The organism is Bacillus sp. AFS088145 (genome assembly GCF_002564465.1).
Classification (GTDB): Bacteria; Bacillota; Bacilli; order Bacillales; family Bacillaceae_G; genus Gottfriedia.
Window position 1 is genome coordinate 1 of the sequence record NZ_NUUX01000022.1, and the last position, 15,245, is coordinate 15,245.

The window sequence follows — 15,245 nt, forward strand, 5'->3', positions numbered from 1 at the left end:
CACAACTAAACTGCCATTTAGGACAATAAAAAAATCGACTATTTAGCCGATTTTTTATTCAACATACGCAAGCGTTAGTTGCATAAAAAATATAAAAAATTCCTTCAGATATCGTTTCTGAAGGAATTCTTTATATTTTTATTCGACATAAACTCATATATTTTAGGGGGCTTCAGTTTTTTAAAAGTTTAGTTAGGAGCTTTTATTTGAAGTAGCTTAATCCCCATACCAATAAAGATTATTCCAGTTACTTTGTTTAAAACCATTCCAATTTTCTGGTTTCCTCTTAGTTTCTTTGTTACATAAGAAGAAAAATAAGCAACAAATAAACACCATAACAACCCTGTTACTGTAAAAGTCAGTCCTAAGATCAGAAAAGGAATCGGACCAGAAGCCTTTGTATCGATAAATTGTGGAAGGAACGAAAGAAAAAATAAAGATACTTTGGGATTTGTTAGGCTCGTTAAAATACCTTGCACATATACTTTGGGAATATTTAATTTATCAACTTCGGTTGCTCGAAACGCAGCTTTTGATTTATCTAGTAGCATACGTATCCCTAAGTATACCAAATAGATAACACCTATAATTTTAATCGTATTAAATAAGAAAACAGATTTTAATAGTATAAGGGATAATCCAAACGCAACCAAAAGCGTATGAATTAATGAGCCTGAAATGATTCCTAAAACGGAAAATACTCCAGCTTTTCTCCCTTGAGAAATACTTCGACCTACGATATACATCGTATCTGCACCTGGAATTAAATTTAACAAAATTCCTGTTATTAAAAATACTTCGAAATGAATAATACCAAACACTTTTATGCACCCTTTCTTTTTTTAGGTGCCCTTATCGATATTACAGTATCATGTATGATTTTGAAACTATTTTTTCTATTTTGTGGTAATTTCCAAATGAAAAGGAAAAACTTCTGATTTGGTTATTGAACTAACGCGAGAGTTAGTTGAATAAGAGATTAAATATTAAAACATTTTTTTATTCATTCCAATTAAAAACTGCTCTGTAATTGGAAACCCAGAACTCTCTCCAATAACAGAATCTATTCCACAATTATGACATACTGCAGTTTTTTCATTATCCCACCACTCATTAATTTCAGAAGGGCTATAAATTTTTAAACAGTAAAAACAACCACAGATACTGTCCTTCTCTAACTCTCTCCTATGGTAACTACTAAAACGATGTGCTTCTTTATATTGATTCTCCATTCCAATTTCTCCTCGATTTATATAAAAATATTATATTCTTGATCAACTAACGCATGCGTTAGTTACATAAGGAAATTCAAAATTTCTATTTGCATAAAGTTTTTACTTGCTCATCAAATTCAGTATTACTCTTGTAGTATTCGCCCTTTAATTTTAGTAGTTTAAAGTCTCCAATTTCTTTATCTTTATGATAAGCCTTTACTGTGCATCCTTCGTCAAAGAGTAAAAGAACAGCTCTGTCTTCTTGATTTTCGTCACGAATAAACTTAATCTTCCTGACATTATTAACCCACTTATTAATATTCTCAAGGTCAGTTAATTCTTTAAAGTTTCCATTTTTTCCGTAAACGATTTTAGTTATATCTTTATCTGCATATATTGACTCAAAAGTCATTCCATCTTCTTTTTTTTGACAGGACGTTAAAACTACTAAAATAACTAATAAACAAATGGACAAGAATAATCTTCTCACAAAATTTCCCTCCTAATATACTGCTTAAACACTACTATTAATTCAATTTTCCACTCATATATCCCTTTCCTAATTGAACTATCCTGCCATTTAGTTAAACAAAAAAAGAGTCACCAAAGCAACTCTTTTTTTGTTTAACTAACCTGTCTCGTCAAATTTTTCTACAAATTATAATTCAACACTTTCTCTTTTTCTCGCCTTTAAACGCTTATAAATTGGATAGCCCACCATATAATACCCTGAGAATGATAACAGTACTAAGGATAAACCAGTCATTGTTAGGATACTGTATCTATACCAATTACCAAAAAAGGATCCATCATGTAAAGTAATGATGAAAGTCGAGTAATCAGGGTTTTTAGATAAAACCTTACCTGTGCTTGCATCAATCTGAACGTCTTGGCTATTATTAAAGCGAACCTGGTAAATGTTTAAACCAGGTCTATATTCTATCCTAAAAATATCTTCAACCGATTTGGCACCTGAGAGCCCTTGAGATGTCGCAATTGAAACGACTTTATCCATAGTTATTGCTTGACTTGGACTCGCCTCTTTCCCTAGTTTTAACTCATCTGCAACTCCTAATGGTATCATATAAACTAGCATGAGCCCTGTAACTGCAATAAACATAAAAAACAAAGATAAAATTAATCCAGACCATTTATGTACTTTTCGACTAAATTGGTACAGCCTTAAAGATTTTGACATTCTCCTCACACCTTATCTTAATTTTTATTACTAATATTTAATGTTAAATAATGGTTCGAATCTAGTTAACATAAACATTCTCATAACCAATAAAAAAAAGGATCTATGTTACCAGATCTTTTTGATTCTTATGTAACTAGCGCATTGCTTTAGTTAAATTATGTATAATAAACTAATGTCCCAACTCCAATAATTCCTGCCCAAACAGAAAATTTAGACTTATTTTAATGTCCTAATTTGAAAAAGTCCTCTTTTACTACTCGCTGTTGGTCAGGAAATTGAAAAGCTCCAATAAATATTCCTGAAATAAGTAAAAAAATTGCACCTAGTATAAAGCAGATTTTTACCAGCTCAATATCTTCCTCTCGTTGTTATTTTTTACCAATTAACTCCATATAGTTATTTTCTACATTATGTTCCTCATTCCTTCAATATTAAAGTTGGGTTATTAAAACCTTGATTTAATAGCATTAATTAGTTCTTAAAGTAAAAAGTGTCTTTAATTAGTATAAATTAGCCCAAAAATATACGAATCCTTATGCAGCTAAACTGCCATTTTGTTGAATAAGAAAAAGCGATCTTCTTTTGAAGAATCGCATGGGTAAGTTGTATTAGGATTAGAAGTAAAAAAGAGAAACCTCAAGAAGGAGTCTTTCTCTTGAAGAATATAGGTGACATTGAGCCAGAAGAAAGTGCTCAATATAATATATTTTACCGGAAAATTAAATGTTGATATTTACCAATTTTTATTATCCTTTTTTTATATTGTAGTGTTCGTTGGTAATAATATTTTTTTATATAGATTTATTACTATTTGAGGAATGATAAAATGTTAATTAATTTAATAGTATGGATTGGCGCTGTTTTATTTGTTACATTTACTGGATGGATGATTAAACAACTTGATAAATAATTGACAAAAAAACAACCTCCTAGTGGAGGATAGGAAACTATTTTGTTTATTTGTCCAAATACAAAGGGTAATTATGCTTACGAATGATAAAGTAATTGGCAATGATGATCAAAAGCTTCCATTTAATAACACCTTCTATCGTTTCTAAATTACTTATATTATTTTCGCCTTACTATTTCATAATTCTTAGTGTTTGGATTTTGCTCGACAGTATAATACTGAAATACTTTTGAAATGTCCTAATTTTTTTAAACGATATAGAAGGATCGTTAGGGTTCGTTGGGGAAAAATAAAAACGAGAATCCTTACCGGAGGATTCTCGTTTTTGGGTTAATTTATATATTGGACAAAGGCAAACAAGCTTGTAAAAAGAGAGAAACTCACAAGATAAGTTTCTCTAAAAAATAGGTGATATTGGTAAAAAAGAAAAACAAGAAATGTAATATTAGTATATAAAAATTAATTTCAATTGATATAGTTATACGTCTTTAATTGGAAAAAATCCCCATATAACTCTTCAACTAACGCAGTACGTTAGTTCATTAAGAAAAGCGATTCTTATTAAAAAACAGCTCCTATACGGAAGATAAACTAATTATGTAGCTCACCTTTCAGTAAAGTTACACATTCTCCAATTAACTCGACTTTTTCTCCTTTTATCTCTAGTTTCATTTCACCCCCGCGCTCTGAATCTTGATATACTATAAATTCTTTTTTATTTAAGATATCACTCCAATATGAAGCTAATGCGCAGTGTGCAGAGCCAGTTACGTAATCTTCATTAATTCCTATCTTAGGAGCAAAATACCTTGATACAAAGTCGTACTTATCTGTTCCACGACTAGTAATAATTATTCCCGGACCCTCTAGTTCTCTTATTGCTTCCAAATTAGGCGTTACGTTATGAACCATATCCTGATTTTCCAATTCTAAAATGTACCGATCTTCTGCCCAAGCAGCAGCTTTTATAGGAAAGTCAATTGCACTTATTAACTTCTCAGTCACTTCATTCTGAGTTGTTTCTTTTAAATTAAATCTTATAATTATTTGCTTTTCTAATAACTCAGTTCGAAGGAGTCCTGATTGAGTATAAAAGTTAATTGTTGACTTTGATGAAATAAAACCCTCACTCCACAGAATATGAGCAGCTCCTAATGTACCATGCCCGCATAAATCAATCTCTTCAGTGGGTGTAAACCATCTAAGTTGATAGCTATTTGCATCTTTTATTGTAATAAAAGTTGTGATAGGTTGATTCAGTTCTTTTGCAAAAGATTTCATCCACTCTTCTGTTCTTTTCTCTCTCAAGAAAACTATTGCTGCAGGATTTCCCTTGAATTCTTCTTTAGAAAAAGCATTAATAAAATAAAATTCGCTATTCATATATGCCCCCACCCCTAAATTCTAATTCCCTTTATAAACCTTACTTTCTATCACAGTTTTTATGCAACTATCCTGTCATTTTGTTCAATAAAAAAATCGACTAAACAGCCGATCTTGTTGTCCAACTAATGCAATGCGTTAGTTATACAAGCACCAAAAAGATCTAAATGGAGGTGTGAGTTCACTCTTTTTTATCTATATTACAATGAGGTGGAATAATCTTACTTATCCCAAATTTTAGAAACTAACGACCAATTGATACCAGCCTCCATTCTTCAAAGGCTGGGTATCTTTGTTTAGCAGCCACGAATGGACCAAACTCTGTGATGGCCCCGATCGTTGGTCCAAGGGTAAGGATTACAAAAGTGATTCCAATCCAAATCAAAGTAGTATACTTTATTTTTTCATTTAAGTGATGATGAAAAAATAGGATAAAAGCAACCTCTACAAATCCTGATATTGGATATATCATCCCTTTTAAAACAGGAGTAGTACCGTATTCTATATATGGTTTTAATAAAGAGTAGTCTTTATGCGGAAAATTCGCAGTCATGACAAAAAAACCTAAAAGAATGACAATTGGGAGAAGGATACCCGCGGTTAAGCCTATGGATTGAATTCCGTGCTTTGCATTATAAAAACAGATAATAGAAAAAGTAGCACCTAATAATACTCTAGGTGTCATCGGGAGATAAAACGATAAAAAGGTTAACGTTTCCTTTAAAAGAACGACACCCGAGGAAAATAGGTATAGGATAATCAAAGCCATTAATGGATATGTAATAAATCTTCCGAAATTCCCTTTAAGCCATAGAAATAACTGTACTCCGTTCATACGTTTCTGGATAAAGTAGAGAATCGGTATCAAGAATAGTAAAGAAACGCTTGAGAACAAAATCGTAATCCAAGAATCACGGCCCGAAACGTCCAAAACCATAGGAATGATAATGACATGGTTAACAAGTCCAGTACTACCAATTAGGATAAATGACATTTGAAGCAAGTTGATAGTTTGGTTTTTCATGTACATTCCTCCAGAAAGCAAATTCGTTACCAAGATAGTATATCCTTCTGGAATATTTTTATTATTTTTGAAGTCACCCTCCTACGTAATTATCTATATCAAAATCTAAGTAAATAGTATGTGGTTCTTTCATTTATCATTAATACACTTCAGAAACTATCCTCCCAGTTTGTTCAATAAAAAACGAGCCACTTTTATGACTCTTGATCTTTAACTTTCGCATGCTTAAGTTGCAATAGCATAAACAAATAATTATTTATAAGTAACCATGAAATTACGTCAGTAAATTTATCTCTCATAGGTTGTAATCTTTTGAATTTTTTATTATAAGATTGTCTATCCTTCTACCAATTTAATAGCATCTTCTTTTCTATTATCTTATAACTTGAATTATTTCTATATATTTTTTATCGTAAGGAATTTTCTCATACTTAATTAGATCAAATGCCTTATCAAAGCAGTTAGTAGCATTTATAATTTTGTTTGCTTAGGAGAATTAAATTTTATTGGTACCAACTTACTTATTCAACTTGCCTCAAACGTTCACAATCAAACTCATTATTTTTAATCTTCAAAAGATAAATATCAGGATTGCTTAAACTTTTCCACTTCTCAAAACCAAATTCTTTGTTAAACTGTTTTATAATTAAAGACATCAAATTCCCATGGGTTACAACGATTGTAATTTTATTTTCACTTTTGATGATTTCATCTATTACGCTTATTGCACGATTAGTGGCTTCTTGACTTGATTCACCGCCATCGAATTTCAATTCAAAATCTTCAAAAGTTGCTTTTAATTTTTCAAGCCAGTCAGGTAAATCAATCGAGCTTAGTTTACGTTCAGACAGTCGCTCATCGAGAACAATAGCTATTTTCTTTTCATTACTTGTCGGTTCGATCGATTGAATTGCGCGTAAAAATGGGCTTGAAACAATTTGGTCAATTTTAATCTTTGAGAAAAAATCACTCAATTGCTTAGCCTGTATTAAACCTCGCTTCGTTAAATTCGCCTCAAATGGCTGTCCTTCTGCTTCACAGTGTCTAATTAAATAAATCTCTTTATCCATTTTATCTGCTCCTACTTTTCATTAATTGATTGAATTTTTACTAATTTTCTCTCTTTTTTCTTATATTATCATTAACCTTCCTAATTTTGATAATTGAATTCTATTTCAATAATGAACAGTTTTTATTAATTGATGACAATCTGAATTGAATGTATTATTTTAATTACAACAATCCTTTGGGAAAGTAATTACATTGATCAAAAGTTTGAGGTTGGCAAATAGGGGAGTTTTTAAGAAATGAAAGAGTATTTTACAATTGGTGAAGTATCAAAATTATTCCAAGTCAAAATTGCGACTCTTAGGTATTATGATCAGATTGGTCTCTTACGTCCGGAATTTATCGATAAAAAGACCAACTATAGATATTATTCAACACAGCAGTTTGAAAGGTTGAATTCAATCAAATATTTGAGGGCTTTAGATTTACCAATAAACGAAATTATAGATTTTTTTAATTATCGCGAAATTGATGCTCTTGTTGAAATGTTAAAAAAACAAAAAGATGAAGTTGCCCAAAAAAAGAAAGAATTGGAGATTATTGAAACTAAAATATCACGCCGTCTATTGCAAATTGAAGATGCTGTTAATACACCTTTAGATAAAATATCGGAAATAAGACTTCCCGAAATGCATGTAGCATATTTACGCCATGATTACGTTATAGGCGATGATATTGAATTACCTATTACAGAATTAAGGAACAGTTTTGGAATTAATGAAGAAATTTTTTTAGGGAAAATCGGAATCTCGATCTCAGCTACTAATCTGAAAAATAATGTTTTTGATAAATATTCTAGTATTTTCATGATACTTGAAGATGGTGATCAGATACCTCCAACCTCCATTCTTATTCCATCAAGAGACTATTTGAGAGTTCGATTTAAAGGTACACACATTGATGCTGTTGGTTATTATAAGAAATTGTTGACCTATTTGAAAAAACACAATTATGAACTGTTAGACGATTCTTTTGAAATTACACTTATTGATTATGGTTTTACAAACGATGAAGAAAAGCATGTCACGGAAATTTTATTACCTTACGAGTAAACTTAATGATAAAAACACACTTGACCCTCTAGTTACTAGAGGGTTTATTTTTTATTAATATACTATTAATAAAAGGAGAAATGGAATTATGTATGGCACGATTTTTAACACATTGATGATTATAGTCGGGAGCTTGATCGGAAGCATCTTTAAAAAAGGGATAAAAGAAGAATATCATGAAATCCTTATGCAGGCGATGGGATTAGTAGCTTTAGGATTAGGGATAAACTCACTAGTACAACATTTGCCTTCCAGCAAATATCCAGTGCTTTTTATTGTAAGTTTAGCCATAGGTGGATTAATTGGGCAAAAGCTCAAATTGGAATCAAGATTTAATAATTTAGTTAATAAATATTCTAAAGGTAATTTGGCTGAAGGATTATCAACCGCTATTTTATTATTTTGTATTGGAACACTATCGATTTTAGGACCAGTAGAAGCAGCCTTAAAGGGGGATTATACGTATCTCCTTGCAAATGGTACATTGGATGGCATTACTTCGATTGTTTTAGCATCCACTTTTGGGATCGGAATTATTTTTGCTGGCATCGCTTTATTTACATGGCAGGGATCCATCTATTTAATTGCAATACTAATGAAGAATTCCTTAAACAATGATCTTCTTAATGAAGTGACGATTGTAGGTGGTATATTAATTATAGCGTCAGGCCTAAGTATATTGGGGATTAAGAAGTGTAATACTTTAAATCTTCTACCATCATTACTGATTCCTCCTATTGTATTTTTATTTATGCATTTATTCCATTTATAATGTTTGGGAAATTAGTTAAGGAGATTAGGGAACCTCACAAAATGAAGGTTCGCCTAATCTCTATATAAAAATCACTAATTTAATCTTATCAAAGTATCCCGAAACAAAAAAAATTGGAGTTAATTTAAACTCCAATTACTCTTATGTATTTATCTGTCTATAAATAAGTTTATAATCAAAAACTTAAGTTTAAATTTTATTTATCCAGCTTTTTAATTATCCAACCGCAAATGATAATAAATGCAACACAGCCAATTCCTACAAGTACCATTAACATTCAATCATTCTCCCCATTTAACAATCCCAGTCAAAATAATTCTATAAAAGTGCTTCATTCGCTCAAAATAAATTCACATTGTATATAATAACTTTACCCGTCTCAGCCTCCTAAACAGGCTTAATACCATCTTTGTTCTTAAGAAGGAACAAACTGAAGGTGTAAACCGTTATATTTTTTAAATCCTTTTTTTTCGTATACTAAAAGCTAGACATATCCATAAAGCCTATAATCTTATGTAAAATAATTATATCAACTGAGATTATTTTTGTAATGGATAATTATCTGTTTATTCAAACTTTTTAAACCGACAATTTTTAAAGTTTTTATTTTATTTTATTCTTTTTGCAAGCGGATGATCGTCACTGAATTGTATTAAGTCCCATAAATTTCCGTATAAATCCTTAAATACCGCAACCGTACCATAATCTTCTACTTTCGGTACTCTTACAAACTCAATTCCTTTTGAAATCATCTCGTCATAATCTCTCCAGAAATCATCCGTTCCTAAAAATAGAAAAACTCGACCACCAGCTTGATTGCCAATGAATGGCTCTTGCTCTTGTTTCGATGCCTTTGCAAGTAGAATAGTCGTTCCAGAAGAACCAGGTGGACTTACAACTACCCATCTCTTATTCTGTTCAGGCTGATATGTATCTTCAATTAAATTAAAATGAAGTTTTTTCGTATAAAATTCAATTGCCTCATCATAATCCTTTACGACTAATGCAATATGAACGATTGACTGAATCAATTTCTTTTTCTCCTAACATGTTTTCTATTAAAAGTACTACTAGTTGATCTATATTTCAATCTAATAATATACCTTCTTAAACTAATCATCTATTTAGCCTAATAAAAAGACTGCCGAAACAGCCTTCGTATTAATCATTTAATTTAGAAGCAATAATTGGAATGATTATGATTGTAATAAATATTAATGCCAAAACGATTAATGAATTTTTCCATCTAAAATCATTTTCTCCATCATTTTTATGTTGATTTATGAATCCATCATATATTTTCGATGAATCAAATTTTCCTGGATCTAGTATTTCTCCTGTTTTTTCATCCAGTAAATACGTATCATAATTTGCTGTTTTAAAGAAACGATCTCTTACAGTATCGTATTTTGCAGCAATAGCCACTACATTTTCGTTTGTGTTTTTTTCCTTATTTGTTAAACTAAATTCTTTTTGTTCGACAATCACCGTTGATTTCTTAACATAATAATTAACTTCCTTACGATTATTCTTATCTATTTGATCTAAATAGCGCGATGTTGCATTTGAGGTTGAGACATTAGATAAAAACAACAAAAAGAAACAGAAGATGCAAAATGCAACTCTTTTCATTTATATCCCCCCACTTCTATTCAAATCTACTAAATTATATTCACTAGATTTTTAAATAGTCCTAGAGAGTATTTCTCATCTGCCACTTTAATCTGGATTAGTTAATTTTTAGCTAAAGTATCCCTTTTATTTTCCCTCTATTTTATGTTTCTTCTATAAAATTTAAAAATCTATGGTTCCACATTTTTTCATAAAAATCAATTGTCTCTTTTGCAGACATGAATGGATTATTTAATGTAGAGGTTGCTCCGATTACCATGAAGTTTTCGTAACCTATTCCATGTGCAAATTTAATTGTAGCATCCATACAATATTCAGTTTGGGCGCCGCAAAATTCTATTCTATGTACTGCTAATTGATCTAAAAGATTTTTTAAGTTTGTTTTGAAAAAAGAATTTGCATGTATTTTATTTATGAAAAAATCTTGTTCCAGAACATCTAGATTAGCATTAATAGCCCAAAGATCATCTCCAGGTACTAATTCTTCATCACAATGTTGAACAAAAATAATAGGTTTACTTAATTCTCGATATAATGAGATTCTTTTATTTACTTTACTGATTAAATTTTGTAATTCAAATAAATACTCACCGCTGTAACATACACCATTTTGCAAATCGATAACAATTAAAACATCTGCACAAGTAACCATGATTTTCACCTCATTTAGATTTGTATTGTATTCAAATTTCATTTTATATACTTTTAATAACTTTCGCAGGGTTGCCAGCCACTATCGTATTAGAAGGAACATCTTTCGTAACTACAGAACCTGCAGCTACAATTGAGTTATCTCCAATCGTAATGCCTGGTAAAATAGTACAACTACCTCCAATCCACACATCGTCTCCAATATGGATTGGAATCGCGTATCCGCTCTTATTTCGATTCTTTGGTTCAATCGAATGCCCAGCAGTATAGATCCCTACATTCGGACCAATCATACAGTTATTTCCTATTTTCACTTCTGCCATATCTAAGATTGTATAATTATAACCTGCATAAAAATGATCACCTACATGTATGTTATAAATCACTTCGATCTAAAATCTGCTAAACCTTCTTTCTCAACCAAATTCAATAAATCCAACAATTTGTTTTATCGTGATTTACATACTCTTTTTAAATTGGTAAAATCTTATTTCCTTCCACTCAAAATCACCGTATTTTCTAATACTTTTTTGTTCAATAAGCAGTTTATAGATACGAATCCAGGTTTTATATTTAGCTTTTAATTTCAAGATATCTCAACCTTTTAGTTTTTATTTAAATTATACCTCTTCAAAAAAAGTCTCGTTAATTCCAAATGCCAAAATAATTATCAAAGGTTTAGTGTAATAAAACAAACCTCTAATGCTATCCAATGCACTAGAGGTTTGTTAAATTAAGTATTAAACAGTAACTAATTCTTTTTCCTTGCTACCGATTTTCGTAAGGATATCACGAGCGATCCATACGCCACATGCGCTTGCTTGAGCTAAACCACGAGTAACTCCTGCTCCATCTCCACCTAGATATAATCCAGAGATTTCACTTTCAAAGCGTTCATTTAGCTTTGGTCGAGCTGAATAGAATTTTGCTTCTACCCCGTAGAAAAGTGTATGTTCTGCAGCGATACCTGGAGTTACATGATTTAAAGCTTCTACCATTTCAATTAAACTTTTCATTGTGTTATATGGTAAAACTAGTCCTAAGTCACCTGGTACTGCTTCTTTTAAAGTTGGTTCTAAAAAGCCTTCTTTAATACGTTTTTCAGTTGAACGGCGACCTTTTAAAATATCTCCGTATTTTTGTACGATTACTCCACCGTGTGAAAGCATGTTTGCAAGGCGTGAAACCTCGTGCGCATATTCATTTGGTTTATCAAATGGTTCTGCGAATTGATGCGATACTAATAAGGCAAAGTTTGTGTTTGGACTTCCTAATTTAGGGTCTTTATAAGCATGACCATTAGCAGTCATAATACCTGAATGATTTTCAACTACTACGTGTCCAGACGGATTACTACAGAATGTTCTGACTTTTGTGCCCACGCTAGTGTTAAATACAAATTTTCCTTCGTATAAGTGCTTGTTAATCTCTTCCATTACTACGTTTGAAGTCTCAACACGAACACCAATATCAACTTGATTCGTTGACATTTTTAAACGACGTTTTTTCATAACATCAGTTAACCATTTTGAGCCATCACGACCAGGTACAATTACAACTTTCTCAGCATGTAATTCTTCACCTTTTTTTAATCTAATTCCCTTTATGATATGAGTACCTTCAACCTTTTCAGTTAGTAAGTCCTCTACTTCAGTTTTATACTTCATATCAATTTTCGTTTTTAAATACTCATAAATACTTTTTAGAATTTCTAAATTTTGTTCTGTTCCTAAATGACGAACTTGTGCACGTAATAATTTAAGTCCAGCTGCATAACCACGGCGTTCAATATCTCTAACTTCTTCTGTTAAAGGATCCGTAATCGATTCAGTCGCACCATGTTCTAGATTAATTTCATCAACGTATTTGATTAATTCAACTACCTGTGAATCTGATAGGTAATCTGTCATCCATCCACCAAATTCGCTTGTAATATTAAATTTTCCATCTGAATATGCTCCAGCACCACCAAAACCATTTGTAATTGAGCAAGCTGGTAAGCAACCCGAAAATTCTTTTTTACCTGCAGCTGGCGGACATTTTTCAATTTTCTTTTGTAAAATCGGGCAATGTCTTGCGAATATATCATGTCCTTTATCAACAAGTAGTACTTTAGCATTAGGCATTTTTAAAGTTAATTCATAACAAGTAAAGATTCCAGCAGGTCCTGCTCCAACAACGATCACATCATACATCTATATATACCTCCAAATAAGGTTTAAATTATTTCATTTGATCAACCTAAAATAGAATACCATCAATCAGAATGCGTTTCAAGTAAAACACGAACATTTTTTGTATTTTCCCCAAAAATTATTCGTTTATAAACAAAGTGAAACCTTTTCATTGGAAATCACCACTATCAATTAGCTTTTTTTATCCAATATTAGACAATTCAAACTTGAATATTAATTAATTGACATCAGACTATTTATAATTTAACAATTTGTTGATTCCATACTAAATTAACTAAAAGTTAATGATTAGAATACGAAAATATCCTATTAGATAGAATCACAATCACACCAAGTTGAATAGTTATATAAATAACAGATATTTTATATTGGAGATGGAAAAGATGCTAGAAGAAAATATCAAGGAAAAGGAAGGGAAAGACCAAAATCAGAAAACTAATATAGAAGATGACGGATTACAAGTAAGTCTTGAAAGACAAATTGTTGCTGCTTCATGGGTAAAGGCAGTTGCTCAATTATATGAAACGATTACATTATCAAAATTATATTCAATCGACAAAGATCCAATCTTTCAAGGGAAAAGAGATATTATATCGGGAATGTGGATTGGTACAGCTGGTCAATTATCTGTAGCTTTTTACGTTTCTAAGCAATTGTTCACTTCAGATAAGAAAGATTTACTTGAGTTACAAAGAAAAATCGTGCTTTCTGATTCAATTCAATTAGTTGGTAACGCATTGGCACTTATTGGTGCAGCTGAGGGAATTCAAGAGGAAATTGGCGATGGGGAAATATTCCTTTCATAGTCATATAAAATCATTTTTTTCTACTTAAAAATTCACATTTAATGTACGCTTCTTCAAAATGAAAAATATAAAATAAATAAATCCCACAGAAATTCCATTGTGGGATTTTAGTTTATAATTATTTCGTGTTTCTAAGATAGATTCTCCAATTTAATTAATTGTTTTCCCTATTCTTGCACTTCTTGTTTTTCTCTTACTCCTGCATTTAATGCTTTTTGGAAGCTTGCAATCAAGTCTTCAATATCTTCTAGACCAACGGACACTCTTATTAATGTATCTTTAACGCCTAATCTTTCACGAACATCGAGCGGTATTGCAGCATGAGACATCTTTACAGGATAGGAAACAATTGTTTCAACTCCACCTAATGACACTGCAACTGCAACGTTTTCGACTGATTGAAGGAAACTTGTTGTTTGTTCAATCGTTTTAAGTGTAAACGAAAGGACTGCTCCTCCTCCAGTAGCTTGCTCAAAATGAACATCGTGACCAGGATGATCTTTTAGTCCTGGGTAATATACATCCTCTACTTCTTCTTGTTCTAAAAGCCAGTTTGCTAATTTTGATGCAGTTTGTTCATATGCATCCATACGAACTTTTAAGGTTTTTAATCCTCTCAATGTTAGCCAACAGTCTTGTGGACCTAATATAGCTCCGAATGAATTTTGGATTGTGTATAAATCATTTGCAAGTTCTTCCGAATTTACGACCGCTAACCCTCCGATTACATCGCTATGACCGGCAATAAATTTTGTTGCGCTATGAACGACAATATCAGCTCCTAAATCTAATGGTCTTTGTAAATAAGGTGATAAAAAACTATTATCTACAATGACAAGTATGTCATTTTCTTTTGCTATTTTTATTGCACTACCTAAATCAGTGATTTTCAAAAGAGGGTTTGACGGTGTTTCTAAATAAAGTCCTTTTGTATTAGGCTTTATTCCGGCTTTAATCTCTTGTAAATTAGAAGCGTCAACAAAAGTAAAATCGATTCCGAAACGATTTAATACTTTTGTCGCTATTCTAAATGTTCCTCCATACACATCTTCACAAATGACTATATGATCTCCAGCTGAGAACAAAGACAATACTGATGAAATTGCAGCCATCCCAGATGAAAACGCAAAACCACGCACACCATTTTCTAATTTTGCAATTGTATTTTCTAATGCTTCTCTTGTTGGGTTTCCACTTCTTGCATAATCGTACTTACCAAAATTCTCTATATCAAATTGATGAAATGTTGAAGTTTGATAAATCGGAATACTTAATGCGCCTGTTGCCTGATCTATTTCATTTCCGTTATGAATTAATTTCGTTCCAAATTGCATTCT

The 15,245-nt window shown here is 31.4% G+C and carries 14 protein-coding genes and 2 pseudogenes; 3 read left to right on the plus strand and 13 right to left on the minus strand.

Translation table 11 applies throughout. From position 1 onward, the window contains the following. Positions 1-188: 188 nt before the first annotated feature. From COI44_RS14985 to COI44_RS15015, 7 genes and pseudogenes are all read right to left on the minus strand, one after another. Positions 189-821, minus strand: a complete 633-nt coding sequence (locus tag COI44_RS14985; RefSeq protein WP_098428680.1) for a LysE family translocator — start codon at positions 819-821, stop codon at positions 189-191. 165 nt (positions 822-986) lie between these two features. Further along, positions 987-1,232 (minus strand): cytoplasmic protein, encoded by a 246-nt coding sequence (locus COI44_RS14990; protein ID WP_098428681.1) that lies wholly within the window; start codon positions 1,230-1,232, stop codon positions 987-989. 85 nt (positions 1,233-1,317) lie between these two features. Then, positions 1,318-1,704, minus strand: a complete 387-nt coding sequence (locus tag COI44_RS14995) for a hypothetical protein (protein ID WP_098428682.1) — start codon at positions 1,702-1,704, stop codon at positions 1,318-1,320. A gap of 168 nt (positions 1,705-1,872) precedes the next feature. After that, complete coding sequence (locus COI44_RS15000) at positions 1,873-2,412, minus strand: PepSY-associated TM helix domain-containing protein (RefSeq protein WP_098428683.1); 540 nt, start codon at positions 2,410-2,412, stop codon at positions 1,873-1,875. Between the two features lie 1,504 nt (positions 2,413-3,916). After that, on the minus strand, positions 3,917-4,708 hold the full coding sequence (locus tag COI44_RS15005; protein WP_098428684.1) for a PhzF family phenazine biosynthesis protein: 792 nt from the start codon (positions 4,706-4,708) through the stop codon (positions 3,917-3,919). 247 nt (positions 4,709-4,955) lie between these two features. Next, positions 4,956-5,732, minus strand: a pseudogene (locus tag COI44_RS15010) (endospore germination permease); the annotation flags it as partial. Between the two features lie 521 nt (positions 5,733-6,253). Further along, positions 6,254-6,802: a histidine phosphatase family protein gene (locus tag COI44_RS15015; RefSeq protein WP_098428686.1), complete on the minus strand. Its 549-nt coding sequence runs from the start codon at positions 6,800-6,802 to the stop codon at positions 6,254-6,256. A 237-nt stretch (positions 6,803-7,039) separates the two neighbouring features. Between COI44_RS15015 and COI44_RS15020 the strand changes: the two genes are divergently transcribed. Both COI44_RS15020 and COI44_RS15025 read left to right on the plus strand, forming a co-directional pair. After that, on the plus strand, positions 7,040-7,852 hold the full coding sequence (locus COI44_RS15020; RefSeq protein WP_098428687.1) for a MerR family transcriptional regulator: 813 nt from the start codon (positions 7,040-7,042) through the stop codon (positions 7,850-7,852). An 88-nt stretch (positions 7,853-7,940) separates the two neighbouring features. Further along, positions 7,941-8,624, plus strand: coding sequence for a DUF554 domain-containing protein (locus tag COI44_RS15025; protein ID WP_098428688.1), 684 nt, complete (start codon positions 7,941-7,943; stop codon positions 8,622-8,624). A 608-nt stretch (positions 8,625-9,232) separates the two neighbouring features. Here the strand turns inward: COI44_RS15025 and COI44_RS15030 are convergent. The 5 genes and pseudogenes from COI44_RS15030 to COI44_RS15050 form a co-directional block, all read right to left on the minus strand. Continuing rightward, complete coding sequence (locus COI44_RS15030) at positions 9,233-9,655, minus strand: VOC family protein (protein WP_098428689.1); 423 nt, start codon at positions 9,653-9,655, stop codon at positions 9,233-9,235. A gap of 130 nt (positions 9,656-9,785) precedes the next feature. Next, on the minus strand, positions 9,786-10,256 hold the full coding sequence (locus COI44_RS15035; protein WP_098428690.1) for a hypothetical protein: 471 nt from the start codon (positions 10,254-10,256) through the stop codon (positions 9,786-9,788). A gap of 142 nt (positions 10,257-10,398) precedes the next feature. Beyond that, positions 10,399-10,908, minus strand: coding sequence for a cysteine hydrolase family protein (locus tag COI44_RS15040; RefSeq protein WP_098428691.1), 510 nt, complete (start codon positions 10,906-10,908; stop codon positions 10,399-10,401). Positions 10,909-10,951: 43 nt separating this feature from the next. Next, positions 10,952-11,284 (minus strand): annotated as a pseudogene (locus tag COI44_RS15045) (sugar O-acetyltransferase); the annotation flags it as partial. A gap of 363 nt (positions 11,285-11,647) precedes the next feature. Beyond that, positions 11,648-13,102, minus strand: a complete 1,455-nt coding sequence (locus COI44_RS15050) for an NAD(P)/FAD-dependent oxidoreductase (protein WP_098428693.1) — start codon at positions 13,100-13,102, stop codon at positions 11,648-11,650. Positions 13,103-13,485: 383 nt separating this feature from the next. On the opposite strand from COI44_RS15050, the gene COI44_RS15055 reads away from it, so the two are divergent. Further along, complete coding sequence (locus COI44_RS15055; protein ID WP_098428694.1) at positions 13,486-13,908, plus strand: hypothetical protein; 423 nt, start codon at positions 13,486-13,488, stop codon at positions 13,906-13,908. A 167-nt stretch (positions 13,909-14,075) separates the two neighbouring features. On the opposite strand, the gene COI44_RS15060 is transcribed toward COI44_RS15055, so the two are convergent. After that, on the minus strand, positions 14,076-15,242 hold the full coding sequence (locus tag COI44_RS15060) for a trans-sulfuration enzyme family protein (protein WP_098428695.1): 1,167 nt from the start codon (positions 15,240-15,242) through the stop codon (positions 14,076-14,078). Between the last annotated feature and the right edge of the window lie 3 nt (positions 15,243-15,245).